This is a genomic window from Pseudomonas sp. MF6747 (assembly GCF_963890955.1).
Taxonomy (GTDB): Bacteria; Pseudomonadota; Gammaproteobacteria; order Pseudomonadales; family Pseudomonadaceae; genus Aquipseudomonas.
This window is the reverse complement of sequence record NZ_CAWPSZ010000005.1, coordinates 114292-132730: the sequence shown is the minus strand read 5'-3', so window position 1 is coordinate 132730 and position 18439 is coordinate 114292. Positions and strand designations below refer to the sequence as shown.

The following is an 18439-nucleotide window of genomic DNA, read 5'->3' as shown; positions in this document are numbered from 1 at the left end:
GGAAGGCGGTGTTTCGAAAATATTATGCAATTTGTTGCTAACTGCGCCCCGCCATTGAAACCACCGCTGCCCCGCCCCATCTAACCTGCATACTTCCTTATGCAGGTGCCCCATGAGCGACCAGCAAGAATTCCCGGACATCGACCTGAACGATTACGCCGACCCCGAAAACGCTGAACACCAGGCTTCGTCCAACACCGGCCTGGCCCTGCCTGGGCAAAACCTGCCGGACAAGGTCTACATCATCCCGATCCACAATCGGCCGTTCTTCCCGGCGCAAGTGCTGCCGGTCATCGTCAATGAAGAACCGTGGGCCGAGACCCTGGAGCTGGTGAGCAAATCCGACCACCACTCCCTTGCGCTGTTTTTCATGGACACCCCGCCAGAAGATCCGCGCCATTTCGATACCTCCAGCCTGCCGCTGTACGGCACGCTGGTGAAGGTGCACCACGCCAGCCGCGAGAACGGCAAATTGCAATTCGTCGCCCAGGGCCTGACCCGCGTGCGCATCAAAACCTGGCTCAAGCACCACCGCCCACCGTACCTGGTGGAAGTCGAATACCCGCACCAGCCGACCGAGCCGACCGACGAGGTCAAGGCCTACGGCATGGCGCTGATCAATGCGATCAAGGAACTGCTGCCGCTCAACCCGCTGTACAGCGAAGAGTTGAAGAACTACCTCAACCGCTTCAGCCCCAACGACCCGTCGCCACTCACCGACTTCGCCGCCGCGTTGACCTCGGCCACCGGCAACGAGCTGCAGGAAGTGCTGGACTGTGTGCCCATGCTCAAGCGCATGGAAAAAGTCCTGCCGATGCTGCGCAAGGAAGTCGAAGTTGCGCGCCTGCAAAAAGAAATCTCTGCCGAAGTGAACCGCAAGATCGGTGAGCACCAGCGCGAGTTCTTCCTCAAGGAACAGCTCAAGGTCATCCAGCAGGAGCTGGGCCTGACCAAGGACGACCGCAGCGCGGACGTCGAGCAGTTCGAACAACGCCTGGTGGGCAAAGTACTGCCGACCCAGGCGCAAAAACGCATCAGCGAAGAAATGAACAAACTGTCGATCCTGGAAACGGGTTCGCCGGAATACGCCGTCACGCGCAACTACCTGGACTGGGCCACCTCAGTGCCGTGGGGCGTGTACGGCGAAGACAAGCTCGACCTGAAACACGCACGCAAGGTGCTGGACAAGCACCATGCGGGCCTGGATGACATCAAGAGCCGCATCCTCGAGTTTCTTGCGGTGGGCGCCTATAAAGGCGAAGTCGCCGGTTCCATCGTGCTGCTGGTCGGCCCGCCGGGCGTGGGCAAGACCAGCGTGGGTAAATCCATCGCCGAGTCCCTGGGCCGGCCGTTCTATCGCTTCAGCGTCGGCGGCATGCGCGACGAGGCCGAGATCAAGGGCCATCGCCGTACCTACATCGGCGCCCTGCCGGGCAAGCTGGTGCAGGCGCTCAAAGACGTGGAGGTGATGAACCCGGTGATCATGCTCGATGAGATCGACAAGATGGGCCAGAGCTTCCAGGGCGACCCGGCATCGGCATTGCTGGAAACCCTCGACCCGGAACAGAACGTCGAATTCCTCGATCACTACCTCGACCTGCGCCTGGACCTGTCCAAGGTGTTGTTCGTCTGCACGGCGAACACGCTTGATTCGATCCCGGGCCCACTGCTGGACCGGATGGAAGTGATTCGCCTGTCGGGCTATATCACCGAAGAAAAGGTCGCCATCGCCAAGCGCCACCTGTGGCCAAAACAGTTGGAAAAGGCCGGTGTGTCGAAAAACAGCCTGTCCATCAGCGACGGCGCCCTGCGCGCGCTGATCGACGGCTACGCACGCGAAGCCGGGGTGCGCCAGCTGGAAAAACAGCTGGGCAAACTGGTGCGCAAGGCCGTGGTCAAGCTGCTGGACGAGCCGGACTCGGTGATCAAGATCGGCAACAAGGATCTGGAAAGCTCCTTGGGCATGCCGGTGTTTCGCAATGAGCAAGTGCTGTCCGGTACCGGCGTGATCACTGGCCTGGCCTGGACCAGCATGGGCGGCGCGACCCTGCCGATCGAGGCGACGCGCATCCACACGCTCAATCGTGGCTTCAAGCTCACCGGGCAACTGGGTGAGGTGATGAAAGAGTCCGCCGAGATTGCCTACAGCTACATCAGCTCCAACCTCAAGTCGTTTGGCGGCGATCCGAAGTTCTTCGACGAAGCCTTCGTGCACTTGCACGTGCCGGAAGGCGCTACGCCCAAAGATGGCCCGAGTGCGGGCGTGACCATGGCCAGTGCCTTGCTGTCGCTGGCGCGTAATCAGCCGCCGAAAAAAGGCGTGGCCATGACCGGCGAGCTGACGCTGACCGGGCATGTACTGCCGATTGGCGGTGTACGTGAGAAGGTGATTGCGGCGCGGCGCCAGAAGATCCATGAGCTGATTTTGCCGGAGCCCAACCGTGGCAGTTTTGAAGAGCTGCCGGAGTACCTGAAAGAAGGCATGACGGTGCACTTCGCCAAGCGCTTTGCGGATGTGGCGAAGGTGCTTTTCTGACAGATCTCTAGCGCCTGAGCTGGCCTGATCGGGGGCAAGCCCCCTCCCACAATTTGACTGCATTCCAAAGGATGTACTCGGTCAACTGTGGGAGTGGGCTTGCCGCCGATCAGGCCAGACCTGCCAACACAAAAGCCCGCCTTGTCACACCTTGTCTCATCTTCGGTTATGCTCGCCCTTCGTCGCCATACAACGGAGCCCTCATGACCGCTGCCCGCCTGCTTCTCCCCTTGAGCCTTGCCCTGCTGGCCGCCTGCGCCAGTGCCCCCAAGCAAAACGTCACAGTGGAAAACCAGAGCGCCTGCCCGCTCCAGCTTAAAACCGGGCAAAACCTGATCCTCACCTTGCCGAGCAACCCCACCACCGGCTATCGCTGGGCCATCCAGGATTCCGCCGGCGGCGTGCTGCGTGCACTCAGCCCTGAGGTTTACAGCAGCACCGAGTCCGGTGTGATCGGCGGTGGCGGCCAATCCACTTGGCGTTTCCAGGCCTTCGCGGCCGGCCAGGGCCGTTTGCGCCTGACCTCCCAGCAACCTTGGGAACCGGAAGCCGAGCCTGCCGAAACCTTCGACTGCGCCATCACGGTGAACTGATATGCCTTGGCTGATTCTTGCGTTGATGGGCGCCGGCACCTTTGTCTACGGTTTGAGCACCCACGCGGCGTTATTGTGCCTGCTGGTCAAACCGTTGCCGGTGCTGGCGTTGCTGGGCTGGCTGCATGACGCGCCGCCCACCGACTATCGACGCTGGATCAGCCTGGGGCTGATTTTTTCCCTGGTGGGCGACGTGTTGCTCGCGTGGCCGGGCGACCTGTTTATCTTCGGCCTGGGCGCCTTCCTGTTTGCGCATCTGGCGTATTTAAAAGCCTATTTCAGCGATTGCCGGCGCTTGGCGTTGTTGCCACTGGTATTGGCACTGGGCGTGGGCGCGATTCTGCTGAGCGTTCTGATTGCCCATGGCCTGGGCGAGTTGCTGATTCCGGTGGTGGTGTATGCGCTGGTGATCAGCGCCATGCTCTGGCGTGCGTTGGCGCGACTGGGCAGTGAGGTGCCCAAGCGCTCGGCCCTGCTGGCGGCGGCGGGTGCGGTGTCGTTTGTGTTTTCCGACACGCTGATTGGTATCAATCGGTTCGTGGTCGCCTTTGAGGCGGCGCCCTATTTGTTGATCAGCACGTATTGGCTGGGACAGTGGGGCATCACCGCCTCGGCTTTCCATCAGACAACCCGCGCACACGAGGGCCAATTTGGCTAAAATGCCGGCCTTTCCCCCCTCGTCGCCGGAACAACCGTGAGCAAAGAACCCGATCGCCTATTCGCCCAGCCCCTGCCCCAGGTGCCGGACTTCGCCTTTAACGAGGACGTGGTGCGGGTGTTCCCGGACATGATCAAGCGCTCGGTGCCCGGTTACCCGACCATCGTCGAGAACCTCGGCGTGCTCGCCGCGCAGTTTGCGCAACCCAACAGCGTGCTCTACGACCTGGGCTCGTCCCTTGGCGCGGTCACCCAGGCGCTGCGCCGCCATGTGCGCACCGACGGGTGCCGGGTAATCGCCGTGGATAACTCGGCAGCGATGGTCGAGCGCTGCCGCGAATACCTCAATGGCCAGGACTCGATGTTCCAGGAGTTGCTGCCGGTTGAGGTGATCGAGGGCGATATCCTCGCGCTGCAGTTCCAACCGGCCTCGGTGGTGGCGCTGAACTTCACCCTGCAATTTATCGCCCCTGACGAACGCCTGGCACTGCTCGGGCGCATTCGTCAGTCGCTGCTGCCGGGCGGCGCGTTGATCCTCTCGGAAAAACTGCGGTTCAACGACCCGCAAGAGCACGCATTGCTCACCGACCTGCACATCGCGTTCAAACGCGCCAACGGCTACAGCGAACTGGAAATCGCCCAGAAGCGCAGCGCCATCGAAAACGTCATGAAGCCTGACAGCCTCGAAGAACACCGTGAACGCCTGTTGGCGGCCGGGTTCTCGAAAGTCGTGCCGTGGTTCCAGTGTCTTAACTTTGCCTCGTTGATTGCCTTGCCATGATTGATCTGTCCCCCCTCGCCCGCCATCTGGTCGGCACTCCGTTGGCCGTTTGGGCCCAAGGCCTGCAAGCGCAACTCGATAGCAAGATGGAAAAGGGTCATGGCGACCTGGAGCGTTGGCAGAGTGCGCTGGATGCGCTGCCGCAGATCCAGCCCAGCGAAGTCGATTTGCTCAATGGCCTGACCCTTGATACCGATTGCGACGACGCCACCCGCGCACAGATGCGCACTGCGCTGATGGGCCTGAGCCCGTGGCGCAAAGGCCCGTTCAACCTGTTTGGCGTGCATGTGGACACCGAATGGCGTTCGGACTGGAAGTGGACGCGGGTTGCCCCGCACCTGAATTTGAACGGCAAGCGCATCCTCGATGTGGGTTGCGGCAACGGCTACTACATGTGGCGCATGCTCGGCGCGGGTGCCGACAGCGTGATTGGCGTGGACCCGAACTGGCTGTTTTTCTGCCAGTTCCAGGCTGTACAACGCTACCTGAACGAGCCGAAGGCCTGGCACTTGCCGTTCCCGTTTGAGGACCTGCCGCCGAACCTGGAAGGCTTCGACACGGTATTTTCCATGGGCGTGTTCTATCACCGGCGCTCGCCGATCGAGCATTTGCTGGCGTTGAAAGATTGCCTGGTCAAAGGCGGCGAACTGGTGCTGGAAACCCTGGTGGTGGAAGGCGATCAGCAGCAAGTGCTGGTGCCGGAAGACCGCTACGCTCAGATGCGTAACGTGTGGTTCCTGCCGTCGGTGCCGGCGTTGATGCTGTGGCTACGGCGTGCGGGCTTCAGTGAGGTGCGTTGTGTGGATGTGAGCGTGACCACGGTTGAAGAACAGCGCGGGACGGAGTGGATGAAGTATCAGTCGTTGAGTGATTTCCTCGATCCCGAGGATCACAGCAAGACGATTGAAGGGCTGCCGGCGCCGATGCGGGCGGTGATTATCGCGAAGAAGTGAGCTCTGATTTCCCTGCTTAAACAGAGATAAAAATGTGGGAGCTGGCTTGCCTGCGATAGCTATCTTTCAGTCAATTGATCAGTGACTGACGCACCGCTATCGCAGGCAAGCCAGCTCCCACATTGGTTTTCAGTGTTCGTTAGAGTGTGGGCTTGGCTCTTCTGGCCTTGAAGAACTCACTCAACACCGTCCCGCACTCCTCAGCCAACACCCCGCCTTCAAACAGCACCCGATGGTTGAGAAACCCCTGGGTAAAAAACTGCCCCTGGCTTTGCACGATCCCAGCCTTGGGCTCCAGCGCGCCGTACACCACCCGCGCGATGCGCGAATGCACGATCAGGCCCGCGCACATGCTGCACGGTTCCAGCGTTACATACAGCGTGCTGCCGACCAGGCGATAGTTGCTGATCGCCTGCGCGGCGGCGCGGATGGCGACCATTTCGGCGTGGGCGCTGGGGTCATTGCCGCTGATCGGGCAATTGAACCCCCGACCGATGATTTCACCGTCCTGCACCAGCACAGCGCCCACGGGCACTTCGCCGAGGGCGGCGCCTTGAGCGGCGAGGGCCAGGGCTTCGCGCATGAAGTGCTGATCGCGGCTGCGGTCGATAATCGCCGTTGGGCGAATCTGGCGCATCACGCCACCTCGATGGCGGCCATCAGGCCGGTTTCCATGTGATCGATCACGTGGCAATGGAACATCCACACCCCCGGGTTATCCGCCACCAACGCCACGCGCGCGCGTTCGTTCTTGCCCAGCAAGTAAGTGTCGGTGAAGTACGGGATCACCTTGTGGCGGTTCGAGGCGATCACCTTGAAACTCATGCCGTGCAGGTGAATCGGGTGCTGGTACTGGGTCATGTTCTTCAATTCGAAAATGTAGCTTTTGCCCTTCTCAAGCTTGGCAATCGGGCGGTCGGCACAGGTCTTGTCGGTGATGTCCCAGGCCTTGCCGTTGATTTGCCACAAGCTCGGCGGTTTGCCGTCATCGACCGACACCGTACCGACCCATTCGAAATTGAAGTTGAGTTTCTCGGCATTCGCCAGGTCCGGCTCGGCGATCGGGTTGGCGGGCAGCGCCGGCGGCCATTCGGTGGGCGCATCGGTATTGGCGACGGAGCGAAAAGTGCCCAGGCGCACCGGACCGTTGCGGATGGAGAGTTCTTCACCGGCAGGCGGTGCCTTGATCGCCAGACAAATACGCATGCCCGGGCCCAGCCAGTATTCCTTGCCCAATGGGCGCGGCTCGACGGGGTTGCCGTCCAGCGCGTAGATCTGCGCGTCGACGTCGGGAATGTTGATGCGATAGGTCAGCGTGTTGTCGAGATTGAGCAGGCGCACGCGGGTGATTTGCCCGGCCGGCAAATCGATCACCGCCTGGGGCACGCCGTTGATCGTCGACAGGCGCCCGGCGGTGCCGCCACGCGCGGCTTCACGGGGTACGCTGAACGCCACGAAGGCGCCCTCTTCGTCCACGTGCCAGCTTTTCAGGCTCAAGGTGCGTTCGTGTTTGAAACCGGTAGGCTCGCGCTCTTCGATGATCAGCGGGCCCACCAGGCCACGGCCGAGTTCTTCGCTGCTGTTTACGTGCGGGTGATACCAGTAGCTGCCGGCGTCCGGCACGCGGAATTTGTAATCGAAGTATTCGCCGGGCAACACCGGCAACTGCGAGACGTAAGGGACGCCGTCCATTTCCAGCGGCAAGCGGATGCCGTGCCAGTGAATGGTGGTGGCGACCGGCAAGTGGTTGATAAAGCGCACCCGCAGCCACTCACCCTGGCGCACACGCAACTCGGTGCCCGGCGCCGAGAGGCCAAATGCCCAGGCTTCGGTTTTGTGACCTGGCACCAGTTCCACGTCCAGCGGCGCGGCGATCAGTTCGTAATCGTGCCCGGCTTCAGCCTCGGCAACTTTCCCCAGCCAGTAGCGATAGCCGCCACCGGCACCGACGCCCACTACGGCCAGGCCCGCGAGACCACCCAGGATTTGTCGACGGGAAAAGGATCGGGACACAACAACCTCACGTATCTGCCGCAGGCCAGAGGCCCGCAAAGGGCAGATACGATACACCTGACCCGGCTAAACAGTAAGGCTTCGCATTGCCGCATGGCTGAATTCAAAGGGTTTGGCTGGGTAACTACAACTCTGGACACACCGAAAATCACTGTGGGAGGGGGCTTGCCCCCGATTGCAGTGGGTCAGCACAGATAGGCTGACTGACACACCGCTATCGGGGGCAAGCCCCCTCCCACATTTTGATCTTCAGTGATTTTTAGACTGCGCTCACTTGGAGCCGGCAGCAGCCAGAATCAGCGCTTTCATCTCGGCCACTGCGCCTTTGAAACCGACGAACAACGCGTGCGCCACCAGCGCGTGGCCGATGTTGAGTTCGTTGATTCCCTTGATCGCAGCCACGGCTTCAACGTTGTGGTAGTGCAAACCATGGCCGGCGTTGACGATCAGCCCTTCATTGAGGCCGCACGTTACGCCGTCGACAATGCGCTGCAGTTCGTCAGCGACTTCGGTGGGTGTGGTGGCATCGGCATAGCGGCCTGTGTGCAGTTCGATGGCCGGCGCGCCAACACGGCGCGAGGCTTCGATCTGACGCTCGTCGGCGTCGATGAACAGCGAGACTTCGCTGCCGATCTTCGACAGGCGCTCCACCGCAGCCTTGATCCGCGCTTCCTGGCCGGCGACATCGAGGCCGCCTTCGGTGGTGAGCTCCTGGCGCGTTTCGGGCACCAGGCAGATATGCGCCGGGCGGATGCGTTCAGCGAACGCCATCATTTCTTCGGTGACGCCCATTTCGAAATTCATGCGGGTTTGCAGCACGTCCTTGAGCAGCAACACATCGCGCTCCTGGATGTGGCGGCGGTCCTCGCGCAGGTGCACGGTGATGCCGTCGGCGCCCGCTTCCTCGGCGTCCAGCGCAGCCTTGACCGGATCAGGGTAACGGGTGCCCCGGGCCTGGCGCAGGGTAGCGACGTGGTCGATGTTGACGCCAAGAAGAATGCGATTGCTGGTGCTCACGGAAGCGCTCCTGAAAAGGGATAGAAACGCCGCACAGCATACACGGGGTTGTCAGGGCTTTCGAAACAACTCGCGACTGACCAGCGGCCGCCCGCCCAAGTGCACGGCGAGCGCCTGGCGCATCAAGCGCTTGGCCGCAGACAAGGCGCCAGGGGCAGTCCAGTCGGCTTCGCTCATGGCCAGCAACTCGGTGCCCTGGAACAGGCCGGGTTGCAGCAGGTAAACACGTTCCAGGCCGGCGTCGACTTGCAGGCGGTACATGCCGTCTGCGGCGATGGGGTCGCCGTGCAGGTCGTTGCTCAATTCAAAACCGTAGCCCAGGTCGTCGAGCAGGCGCCATTCGAAGGCGCGCAGCAGCGGTTCCAGCGGGCGGCCTTCGGCCAGCGCAATGAGCGTCGCGGCGTAGTGATCGAAGACCCCAGGGTGTGGGTCTTCGGCGGGCAGCAGGCGGATCAGCAGCTCGTTGAGGTACAGGCCGCTGAACAAGGCTTCACCATTGAGCCAGGCGGAGTTGCCGACACTTTCCAGACGACCGACGTTTTTCAGTTCGCCCTTTCCACGAAACTCCACGTCCAGGGCCACGAACGGCCGTGCCAGCGTACCCGCCTTGCCCCGCGCGCTGCGCAAGACTGCGCGCAGGCGGCCTTGGGGCGTGAGGAAGTCCACCAACGCGCTGGTCTCGCGGTAGGCGCGGCTGTGCAGGACGTAGGCGAGTTGGCTGGTGGGTTGGGACATGGATGCTCACTGCTGCAATGCATTTTTGAAAACTACACAAACCTAATGTGGGAGGGGGCTTGCCCCCGATGGCAGTGTGTCAGTCACTTTTTGTTAACTGACCCACCGCTATCGGGGGCGAGCCCCCTCCCACATTTTCAGCCCTGTGGTGTATTCAAGACCCTACAGGTCGCCGTAGCCCAGGGAGCGCAGCGCGCGCTCGTCATCGGACCAACCACCCTTAACCTTCACCCACAGGTTGAGCATGATCTTGGAATCAAACAGCAATTCCATGTCCTTGCGCGCTTCGGTGCCGATGCGCTTGATGCGCTCGCCCTTGTCGCCAATGATGATTTTCTTCTGGCCGTCACGCTCGACGAGGATCAGCGCATGAATATGCAGGGTTTTGCCCTGCTGCTTGAACTCTTCGATTTCGACGGTGATCTGGTACGGCAGCTCGGCGCCCATCTGGCGCATGATTTTCTCGCGCACCAGTTCAGCGGCGAGGAAACGGCTGCTGCGGTCGGTGATCTGATCTTCCGGGAAGAAGTGCTCGTTCTCGGGCAGGTAACCCGCGATCACGCGCTCCAGGGCCTCAAGGTTGTGACCGTGCTGGGCCGAGATCGGCATGATCTGGGCGTTCGGCAGTTGCTCTTGCAGCCAGGTCAGGTGCGGCATCAGCTCGGCTTTGTCTTCGATGCGGTCGGTCTTGTTCAGCGCGACGATCAACGGGCCGGTGACGTACTGCACGCGCTCAAGAACCATCTGGTCTTCGTCGGTCCACTTGGTGCGGTCAACCACGAAGATCACCACGTCGACGTCTTTCAACGCCGCCGAAGCGGTCTTGTTCATGTAGCGGTTCAGGGCTTTCTCGCCGCCTTTGTGCATGCCCGGGGTATCAACATAGACCGCTTGCACGTTGCCTTCGGTCTTGATGCCCAGCATGTTGTGACGGGTGGTCTGCGGCTTGCGCGAAGTGATCGCAAGCTTCTGGCCCAGGATGTGGTTCAGCAGCGTGGACTTGCCCACGTTCGGACGGCCGACGATGGCAACATAGCCACAGCGTGTTGCGGTTGAATCAGTCATGGCCATTCTCCACGCCCAGGGCAATCAGTGCTGCAGCGGCCGCTACCTGTTCGGCAATACGACGGCTCACACCCTGACCTCGGCTTTTTTCATTCAATAAGGTGATTTCACATTCCACGAAGAATACGCGGCAATGCGGCTCACCCTGGATATCCACCACTTCGTAGCGTGGCAGTTCACAACCGCGCGACTGCAGGAATTCCTGCAAGCGGGTCTTGGGATCTTTGTTGGTGTCGACCAGCGTCAGGCTCTCGATCTCCGAAGCCAGCCAGGCCACCACGCGCTCCTTGGCCGTCTCCATGCCTGCATCCAGGTAGATCGCACCGATCAACGCTTCGAGGGCATCAGCCAGGATCGACTCGCGACGAAAGCCACCGCTTTTCAGTTCACCGGAACCCAGGCGCAAGTATTCGCCCAGGCCGAAACCGCGGGCCAGCACGGCCAGGGTCTCGCCTTTCACCAGCCGCGCACGCAGGCGTGACAGCTGGCCTTCGCGCGCTTGCGGGAAACGCTCGAACAGCGCCTCACCGGCGGCGAAGTTGAGGATGGCATCACCGAGAAATTCCAGGCGCTCGTTATTACGCCCTGCAAAACTGCGGTGTGTGAGGGCAAGGACCATCAATTCCTGGTCCTTGAAGGTGTAGCCGAGCTGACGCTCGAGACGACTTAGAGAAACGGTCACGGTTTATCCATATCTAGTTGGTGGCACCGGCGGCCATCGACGATTGACGCAGTGTTCAAATTCAAATCCTGGTTGGTGCCGCATGAAGCCGGACGACGCATTGTCCGAACCCCAGAAAAGCATTCGGCGCTGTGTTCACAGCGCCGCCTGTATTACTTGATCAGCCCGACCCGCGAGAAGTTCGGCAGGTGGCTGAGTTTGGGTTCCGGCCAACTCATCCAGACCGCAAAGGCCTTGCCGACAATGTTCTCGTCGGGAACCATGCCCAGCAGGTCCTTGGGAATATTGGGGTCATCCCAGTAACGGCTGTCGTTGGAGTTGTCGCGGTTGTCGCCCATCATGAAGTAGTGCCCGGCAGGCACTTTCCATTCGCCATCAGGCATCGCACGGTAGCGGCTCATTTCCTTACGGATTTCGTGCTCTACCGCGCCGAGTTTTTCCTGGTACAGCTCGGCGCTGCCCAAGGTGTTCGGTTCGGCGCCGATCAGTTTCTCGGCCACCGACTCACCATTGATGAACAGACGCTTGTCGCTGGTGTAGCGGATCACGTCGCCCGGCAGCCCGACGACACGCTTGATGTAGTTGACGTTCGGGTCGCTTGGGTAGCGAAACACCATCACATCGCCGCGCTGCGGGTCACCGACCGGGATGACTTTCTTGTCGAGCACCGGCAGGCGGATCCCGTAGGAAAACTTGTTCACCAGGATGAAGTCACCCACGTCCAGGGTCGGTTTCATCGACCCCGAAGGGATTTGAAACGGCTCCACCAGGAACGAACGCAGCACCAGCACGATGAACAACACCGGGAAGAACGACTTGCCGTATTCAACCAGCAGAGGCTCTTTGTTCAGCTTCTCGACCACCACCGCATCGGGCTGGCTGACGCTGCCCTGATAGGAAGCGATAGCCGCCCGCCGACGCGGGGCGAAGAACACCAGATCGAGCAACGCCAGGAGACCGCAAACGGCAACGGCGATGACCAGCAACAGCGGGAAATTTAGTGACATAGGACCTAACTATCCAACCTGAGCACCGCAAGGAAGGCTTCTTGTGGAATTTCCACGTTGCCCACTTGCTTCATGCGTTTTTTACCGGCCTTTTGCTTCTCAAGCAGCTTGCGCTTACGGCTTACGTCACCGCCGTAGCATTTGGCCAGTACGTTCTTTCTGAGAGCCTTGACGGAGGTCCGTGCAATGATCTGCCCGCCAATGGCGGCCTGGATCGCGACGTCGAACATCTGGCGCGGAATCAGTTCTTTCATCTTTTCGGTCAACTGCCGACCTTTGTAGTGCGCGTTGTCCTTGTGCACGATCAGTGCCAGTGCATCTACCTTGTCGCCGTTGATCAGCACATCCAGTTTCACCAGATTAGCCGATTGGTAACGATCGAAATGGTAATCCAGCGAAGCATAGCCGCGACTGGTGGATTTGAGACGGTCGAAGAAGTCCAGGACCACTTCGTTCATCGGCAAATCGTAGGTCACTTGCACCTGGGTACCGAGGAACAACATGTCGTGTTGTACGCCACGTTTTTCGATACACAGGGTAATGACGTTGCCCAGGTGTTCCTGCGGCACAAGAATATTGGCCCGCACGATCGGCTCGCGCATGTCCTCGATGGAGGACAGATCCGGAAGCTTGGACGGGTTGTCGACGTAAATCGTTTCACCGGTTTTCAGCGCCAGCTCAAAAATAACCGTTGGCGCGGTGGTGATCAGGTCCAGGTCGTATTCGCGCTCAAGGCGCTCCTGGATGATCTCCATGTGCAGCATGCCCAGGAACCCGCAGCGGAAGCCAAAGCCCAGCGCGTCGGAGCTTTCCGGGGTGTACTGCAACGACGAGTCGTTGAGCGTCAGCTTCTGCAGGGCTTCGCGGAAGTCTTCGAAGTCGTCGGAGCTGACCGGGAACAGGCCGGCGTAAACCTGCGGCTGGATGCGTTTGAAACCCGGCAACACGTCTACATCAGGGGTGGAGCTCAAGGTCAGGGTGTCACCGACCGGTGCACCGTGAATGTCTTTGATGCCGGCGATGATGAAGCCCACTTCACCGGCTTTCAGGTCGGTGGTGGCGGTGTGTTTCGGGTTGAACACGCCGACGCTGTCTACCAGGTGGATCTTGCCGGTGGACTTGACCAGGATCTTGTCGCCCTTCTTCACACGGCCGTGGCGTACACGTACCAGGGAAACAACGCCCAGGTAGTTGTCGAACCAGGAGTCGATGATCAACGCTTGCAGCGGATCTTCGTAGTTGCCGGTAGGTGCGGGGATGGTCTTGACCAGGCGCTCGAGCACTTCGTCGACGCCCAGGCCGGTCTTGGCGCTGCACTCGACGGCGTCGGTGGCGTCAATGCCGATGATCTTCTCGATCTCTTCTTTGACCCGGTCCGGATCGGCCTGAGGCAGGTCGATCTTGTTCAGCACCGGCATGACCTCAAGGCCTTGCTCGATGGCGGTGTAGCAGTTGGCCACGGACTGGGCTTCGACGCCCTGGCCCGCGTCCACTACCAGCAACGCACCTTCACAGGCCGCCAGGGAACGGCTGACTTCATAGGTGAAGTCAACGTGGCCCGGGGTGTCAATGAAGTTGAGCTGGTACTTGATACCGTCTTTGGCGGTGTAGTACAGGGTAACGCTGTGCGCCTTGATGGTGATCCCGCGCTCGCGCTCGAGGTCCATGGAGTCCAGTACCTGGGCCTCCATTTCACGCTCGGCAAGGCCGCCGCACATCTGGATGAATCGATCGGCCAGCGTCGACTTACCATGGTCAATGTGGGCGATGATGGAGAAATTGCGGATATGACTCAAATCACTCACGGATCAACACTCAAAAAGGCTGCAGGCAGATTGCCCGCTGAAAAATAGCCGGGAATTGTACCTGATGCTCAGGCCAGACGTCATCTTTGCTGACCAGAACAAAAATGCCCCGATCTCTCGAACGGGGCATTTTTTGTTCATAAGCGCAGTATCAACCCGCGCGGCGCAACAGCCAGAACCCGGCCAGGGCGCAAATCGCTGTCGGCACCAGCACCGCAAACAGCGGCGAGAAACCGAACACCAGGCTCGACGGACCGAGCAAGTCCTGCGCGATACGGAAGGTAAAGCCCACCAGTACGCCGGTGAACACCCGCTGACCGAGGGTCACGGAACGCAACGGGCCGAAGATGAACGAGATCGCCATCAATACCAGCGCGGCGGTGACCACCGGCTGCAGCACCTTGACCCAGAACGCCAGCCAGTAGCGGCCATTATTCAGGCCCTGATCCTTGAGGTAGTGGATATAGCTCCACAAACCGGTAATCGGCAGGCTCTCCGGGATCATCACCACCGTGTTGAGCAGTTCCGGCTTCAGGGCGATATCCCATTGCTCGCTCGGCACATTGATCACTTCGGTGCTGGCCTTGGTGCCCTGGCCGACATTGCGGAAGTACGTGGTGGTGACGTCACTCAGCGTCCATTTCTCGGCGTCGTATTGCGCGCGCCTGGCGAAACTGGAGGTCAGCATGTGCCGTTCCTTGTCGAACGTATAACGCGTCACGCCCACCAACAAGCCGCCCGGCTGCACGGCGTTGATGTGGATGAACTCATCCCCCTGACGGTGCCAGAGGCCGTGCTTGGCGCTTTGCGCATCCCCCGAGCCCTGGGCCAGGGCGCGATTGGCCTGAGCGGTGGCTTCGGCCGGCGGCGCCACGTACTCGCCGATCAGCACGCTGCACGCCATCAGCAGGAGCATGGGCTTCATTACCGCCCAGACAATACGCCCGATCGAGACACCGGCGGCGCGCATGATGGTCAGTTCGCTGCTGCTGGCCAGGCTGCCCAGCCCGATCAGGCAACCGATCAGCGCGGCCATCGGCATCATGTCGTAGAGCCGGCGCGGCGCAGTCAGCGCCACGTAACTCAACACATCCATGACGGTGTAGGTGTCGGTGACGTTGCCCACTTCGTCAATAAAGGCGAACAACGAGGCCAGGCCGAGAATAATGCCCAATACCGCCAGAATGGCGATCAGTACGCTGCTACCAATGTAGCGATCGAGCTTAGCCACGAGCCAACTCCTTCAGGCCACGACGGCTCTTCATTTTCAAACGGATAGGTTCCCAGTAGAGCAGCCCCAGGCCGATCAACAGGAAGATCCCGTGCACGCCCCACAGGCCGAGGGCCGGCGACAACTTGCCTTTTTCCATGGAACCACGGGCGGAAATCAGCAGGGTCAGGTAGGCCATGTACAACAAAATTGCCGGCAACAGCTTGAGGAAGCGACCCTGACGCGGGTTGACGCGCGACAGCGGCACGGCCATCAACGTCACGATAAATACCAGCAGCGGCAGCGACAGCCGCCATTGCAGCTCGGCGATGGAACGCAGTTCCTTATTGTTGAACAGCGACGATGTCGGCAGCGCATCGCGGTCAGTGACCTCTTCGCTGATGTCTGGCCTGGCAAGCATGACGCCATAAGTGTCGTACTTGATCGCCCGATAATCGGCGAGGCCAGGGCTGCCGTCGTAGCGGTAGCCATTTTCCAGGATCAGGTAACGGCTGCCATCAGGTCGTACTTCCTGGCGCCCGCTGTTGGCCACCAGAATCGAAATGCCACGGTCTTTCTGGTTCTGCCCGAGATTTTTCTGCGAAATAAACACGCCGCCCAGGTTGGCACGGTCATCCGTCATGGTCTCGGTGTAGGTCACCCGCGTGCCATCGTTCAGCGCTTGAAAGCGCCCAGGCTCAAGGGTGTCGAACTCAGTCATCGCATCTTGCTTGTTCAGCAGCAGCTGGAACTGCATGGCGCCCTGAGGCGCCAGGCTCATGCTCAGCCATGCCACCACCAGGGCAACGCCGGTGGCCGGCACCATGGTCATGGCCAGCAGACGCTGCTGGCTCATGCCGGTGGCCGACAGCACAGTCATTTCACTCTCAAGGTACAGCCGGCCATAGGCCAGCAAAATGCCGAGAAACAGGCCAAGTGGCAGGATCAGTTGCAAAAAGCCCGGCAGGCGAAAGCCCATGATCAGGAACAGCGAGCCCGGATCCAGAGCGCCCGAAGCGGCCTGGGCCAGGAATTTGACGAAACGACCACTCATGGTGATGACCAGCAATACCGCACTCACGGCACTCAGGGTCAACAGGACTTCGCGGGACAGATAACGGAAGACGATCAAACCAGACACTCCAGGGTTGTCAGGCTAAGGCGGCCAAACAAGCAAGCATACCGAGTCGACCCGTTTGCACGGGCCGGCTAAAAAGATGGCGCATTATCCTGTGATTGACCGCGCCTGTCACGGTGCTTGCTCATACGCGTGCACAAAGCACGCGGCAAGGGTTGTCAGGCTCCGCCGGCGAGGTTCAAACTGCGGCCTTTGTCGCTGGCGGTTTACAGAGCTGCCACGCTTTAAAGCCTGGGTACAGACTCAGGCTCACAGACCTTTATAAGGGACCCGAAAATGGAATTGGTTGTAAAAAGCGTTAGCCCCGAAACGTTGAAAACCGCCACCCTCGTGGTCGCTGTCGGCGAAGGCCGCAAGCTCGGCGTCGCCGCCAAGCAACTGGATGAACTCAGCGGTGGCGCGATCAGCGCCGTGCTCAAGCGCGGCGACCTGGCCGGCAAAGTCGGCCAAAGCCTGCTGCTGCAGAGCCTGCCCAACCTTAAAGCCGACCGCGTATTGCTGGTGGGCGTTGGCAAGGACGCCGAACTGGGCGACCGTCCGTTCCGCAAGATCATCAGCGGCATTCTCAACACCCTCAAGGGCCTGGGCGGCAGCGATGCAGCCCTGGCTCTGGATGAAATCGTCGTGAAAGGCCGTGACAGCTACGGCAAGACCCGGCTGCTGGCCGAGAGCCTGGTGGATGGCAGCTACGTCTTCGACCAGTTCAAGAGCCAGAAAGCCGAACCGCGCGCCCTGAAAAAAATCACCCTGCTGACCATCAAGGCCGCCCAGGCTGAAGTCGAACGCGCCGTGACCCACGCCCAGGCCATCGCCGCCGGCATGTCGTTCACCCGCGACCTGGGTAACCTGCCGCCGAATATCTGCCACCCGACTTACCTGGGCGAACAAGCCAAGGCACTGGGCAAAGAATTCAAGAGCCTGAAGGTTGAGGTGCTGGACGAGAAAAAAATCAAGGACCTGGGCATGGGCTCCTTCTATGCCGTGGGCCAGGGCAGCGACCAGCCGCCACGCCTGATCGTGATGCAATACAACGGCGGCAAGAAGTCCGAGAAGCCTTACGCGCTGGTCGGCAAAGGCATCACCTTCGACACCGGCGGCATCAGCCTCAAGCCGGGCGCAGGCATGGATGAGATGAAGTACGACATGGGCGGCGCCGCCAGCGTGTTCGGCACCCTGCGTGCCGTCCTCGAGCTCAAGCTGCCGATCAACCTGGTGTGCATCCTGGCGTGTGCCGAGAACATGCCGAGCGGCGGCGCGACCCGTCCTGGCGATATCGTCACCACCCTGAGCGGCCAGACCGTCGAAATTCTCAACACCGACGCCGAAGGCCGTCTGGTGCTGTGCGATGCGCTGACCTACGCCGAACGCTTCAAGCCCCAGGCCGTGATCGACATCGCCACCCTGACCGGTGCCTGCGTGGTTGCCCTGGGCGCCCACACTTCGGGCCTGCTGGGCAACAACGACGAGTTGATCGAGCAACTGCTCAGCGCCGGCAAGGCTGCCGACGACCGCGCCTGGCAACTGCCGCTGTTCGATGAATATCAAGAGCAGCTGGACAGCCCGTTCGCCGACATCGCCAATATCGGCGGCCCGAAAGCCGGCACCATCACCGCGGCCTGCTTCCTGTCGCGCTTTGCCAAAAACCTCAACTGGGCTCACCTGGACATCGCCGGCACGGCGTGGACCAGCGGCGGCAAGGACAAGGGCGCCACTGGCCGTCCGGTGCCACTGCTGACCCAATACCTGCTGGACCGCGCCAAAGCCTGAAACTGAAGATTCCGGGGCGGCCCTCACGCCGCTCCGGTCTCAGGAACCGCAATGACCCAAGTCGACTTCTATATATTGCCCAGCGCCGATCCTTCCGCGCGCCTGGACTTTGCCTGCAAGCTCACCGAAAAAGCCTGGCGCATGGGCCACCGCATCTACCTGCATTGCAGCGATGGCGCCCAACGTGACGACCTCGATGCGCGCTTATGGCGCTTCAAGGGTGAAAGCTTCGTGCCGCACGGCCCTGCCGAGTCCGAACCCGAAGGCCTGGTTGTGCTGGGCCTGGGTGAGAGCTGCGGCGATCACAAAGACCTGTTGGTCAACCTGGACCTGAAAGTACCCGCCTTTGCCAAGGCATTTGCCCGTGTGGCAGAAGTGGTGGTGGAAGATCCGGCTATTCGTCAGGCCGCGCGGGAGAGTTTCCGTTTCTACCGCGAACAGGGCTATTCTCTGCAGGATCACCGGCTACAACGACTTTGA

17 protein-coding genes are annotated in these 18439 nt (G+C 60.7%); 7 read left to right on the top strand and 10 right to left on the bottom strand.

Annotated features, from left to right (window positions below):
- Positions 1 to 112: 112 nt before the first annotated feature.
- The 5 genes from lon to cmoB all read left to right on the top strand — a co-directional run bounded on the left by lon (position 113) and on the right by cmoB (position 5520).
- Positions 113 to 2536: an endopeptidase La gene (lon, locus tag AACW30_RS06875; RefSeq protein WP_106579456.1), complete on the top strand. Its 2424-nt coding sequence runs from the start codon at positions 113 to 115 to the stop codon at positions 2534 to 2536.
- 203 nt (positions 2537 to 2739) lie between these two features.
- A complete protein-coding gene (locus tag AACW30_RS06870) occupies positions 2740 to 3129 on the top strand; it encodes a protease inhibitor I42 family protein (protein ID WP_106579457.1) in 390 nt (129 codons plus the stop codon).
- Between the two features lies 1 nt (position 3130).
- Positions 3131 to 3787, top strand: a complete 657-nt coding sequence (locus AACW30_RS06865; protein ID WP_106579458.1) for a lysoplasmalogenase — start codon at positions 3131 to 3133, stop codon at positions 3785 to 3787.
- A gap of 36 nt (positions 3788 to 3823) precedes the next feature.
- Positions 3824 to 4567 (top strand): carboxy-S-adenosyl-L-methionine synthase CmoA, encoded by a 744-nt coding sequence (gene cmoA / locus AACW30_RS06860; RefSeq protein ID WP_106579459.1) that lies wholly within the window; start codon positions 3824 to 3826, stop codon positions 4565 to 4567.
- Entirely contained in the window at positions 4564 to 5520 is a 957-nt protein-coding gene (cmoB, locus tag AACW30_RS06855) for a tRNA 5-methoxyuridine(34)/uridine 5-oxyacetic acid(34) synthase CmoB (protein ID WP_119738540.1), read from the top strand. Before cmoA ends, cmoB begins: the two co-directional genes overlap by 4 nt.
- A 139-nt stretch (positions 5521 to 5659) precedes the next feature.
- On the opposite strand, the gene tadA is transcribed toward cmoB, so the two are convergent.
- From tadA to lptF, 10 genes are all read right to left on the bottom strand, one after another.
- Entirely contained in the window at positions 5660 to 6157 is a 498-nt protein-coding gene (gene tadA, locus AACW30_RS06850) for a tRNA adenosine(34) deaminase TadA (protein ID WP_124416513.1), read from the bottom strand.
- Positions 6157 to 7533, bottom strand: a complete 1377-nt coding sequence (locus tag AACW30_RS06845; RefSeq protein ID WP_200624564.1) for a multicopper oxidase family protein — start codon at positions 7531 to 7533, stop codon at positions 6157 to 6159. The genes tadA and AACW30_RS06845 overlap by 1 nt, the downstream gene beginning before the upstream one ends.
- A gap of 270 nt (positions 7534 to 7803) precedes the next feature.
- Positions 7804 to 8550 (bottom strand): pyridoxine 5'-phosphate synthase, encoded by a 747-nt coding sequence (gene pdxJ / locus AACW30_RS06840; protein ID WP_200624563.1) that lies wholly within the window; start codon positions 8548 to 8550, stop codon positions 7804 to 7806.
- A 51-nt stretch (positions 8551 to 8601) separates the two neighbouring features.
- Positions 8602 to 9285, bottom strand: a complete 684-nt coding sequence (recO, locus tag AACW30_RS06835) for a DNA repair protein RecO (protein ID WP_106579464.1) — start codon at positions 9283 to 9285, stop codon at positions 8602 to 8604.
- 162 nt (positions 9286 to 9447) lie between these two features.
- Positions 9448 to 10350, bottom strand: a complete 903-nt coding sequence (gene era / locus AACW30_RS06830) for a GTPase Era (protein ID WP_005785147.1) — start codon at positions 10348 to 10350, stop codon at positions 9448 to 9450.
- Positions 10343 to 11032, bottom strand: coding sequence for a ribonuclease III (rnc, locus tag AACW30_RS06825; RefSeq protein WP_094951369.1), 690 nt, complete (start codon positions 11030 to 11032; stop codon positions 10343 to 10345). Before rnc ends, era begins: the two co-directional genes overlap by 8 nt.
- A 152-nt stretch (positions 11033 to 11184) precedes the next feature.
- On the bottom strand, positions 11185 to 12039 hold the full coding sequence (gene lepB / locus AACW30_RS06820; protein WP_106579465.1) for a signal peptidase I: 855 nt from the start codon (positions 12037 to 12039) through the stop codon (positions 11185 to 11187).
- Positions 12040 to 12044: 5 nt separating this feature from the next.
- On the bottom strand, positions 12045 to 13844 hold the full coding sequence (lepA, locus tag AACW30_RS06815) for a translation elongation factor 4 (protein ID WP_003210439.1): 1800 nt from the start codon (positions 13842 to 13844) through the stop codon (positions 12045 to 12047).
- Positions 13845 to 13995: 151 nt separating this feature from the next.
- Positions 13996 to 15075 carry an LPS export ABC transporter permease LptG gene (gene lptG, locus AACW30_RS06810; RefSeq protein ID WP_106579467.1) on the bottom strand — a complete coding sequence of 360 codons (1080 nt, stop codon included), beginning with the start codon at positions 15073 to 15075 and terminating at the stop codon, positions 13996 to 13998.
- The gene (gene lptF, locus AACW30_RS06805) at positions 15068 to 16186 is read right to left on the bottom strand and encodes an LPS export ABC transporter permease LptF (RefSeq protein ID WP_106579468.1); all 1119 of its coding nucleotides are present in this window, start codon (positions 16184 to 16186) and stop codon (positions 15068 to 15070) included. The genes lptG and lptF overlap by 8 nt, the downstream gene beginning before the upstream one ends.
- Positions 16187 to 16468: 282 nt before the next feature.
- Between lptF and AACW30_RS06800 the strand changes: the two genes are divergently transcribed.
- On the top strand, positions 16469 to 17959 hold the full coding sequence (locus AACW30_RS06800; RefSeq protein ID WP_200624562.1) for a leucyl aminopeptidase: 1491 nt from the start codon (positions 16469 to 16471) through the stop codon (positions 17957 to 17959).
- A 51-nt stretch (positions 17960 to 18010) separates the two neighbouring features.
- Complete coding sequence (locus AACW30_RS06795; protein WP_200624561.1) at positions 18011 to 18439, top strand: DNA polymerase III subunit chi; 429 nt, start codon at positions 18011 to 18013, stop codon at positions 18437 to 18439.

What these genes read in the sequence shown, in the direction of transcription:
- lon (WP_106579456.1), top strand. Translation starts at nt 113, where the DNA reads ATGAGCGACCAGCAAGAATTCCCGGACATCGACCTGAACGATTACGCC.
- AACW30_RS06870 (WP_106579457.1), top strand. Translation starts at nt 2,740, where the DNA reads ATGACCGCTGCCCGCCTGCTTCTCCCCTTGAGCCTTGCCCTGCTGGCC.
- AACW30_RS06865 (WP_106579458.1), top strand. Translation starts at nt 3,131, where the DNA reads ATGCCTTGGCTGATTCTTGCGTTGATGGGCGCCGGCACCTTTGTCTAC.
- cmoB (WP_119738540.1), top strand. Translation starts at nt 4,564, where the DNA reads ATGATTGATCTGTCCCCCCTCGCCCGCCATCTGGTCGGCACTCCGTTG.
- tadA (WP_124416513.1), bottom strand. Translation starts at nt 6,157, where the DNA reads ATGCGCCAGATTCGCCCAACGGCGATTATCGACCGCAGCCGCGATCAG.
- recO (WP_106579464.1), bottom strand. Translation starts at nt 9,285, where the DNA reads ATGTCCCAACCCACCAGCCAACTCGCCTACGTCCTGCACAGCCGCGCC.
- era (WP_005785147.1), bottom strand. Translation starts at nt 10,350, where the DNA reads ATGACTGATTCAACCGCAACACGCTGTGGCTATGTTGCCATCGTCGGC.
- lepB (WP_106579465.1), bottom strand. Translation starts at nt 12,039, where the DNA reads ATGTCACTAAATTTCCCGCTGTTGCTGGTCATCGCCGTTGCCGTTTGC.
- AACW30_RS06800 (WP_200624562.1), top strand. Translation starts at nt 16,469, where the DNA reads ATGGAATTGGTTGTAAAAAGCGTTAGCCCCGAAACGTTGAAAACCGCC.
- AACW30_RS06795 (WP_200624561.1), top strand. Translation starts at nt 18,011, where the DNA reads ATGACCCAAGTCGACTTCTATATATTGCCCAGCGCCGATCCTTCCGCG.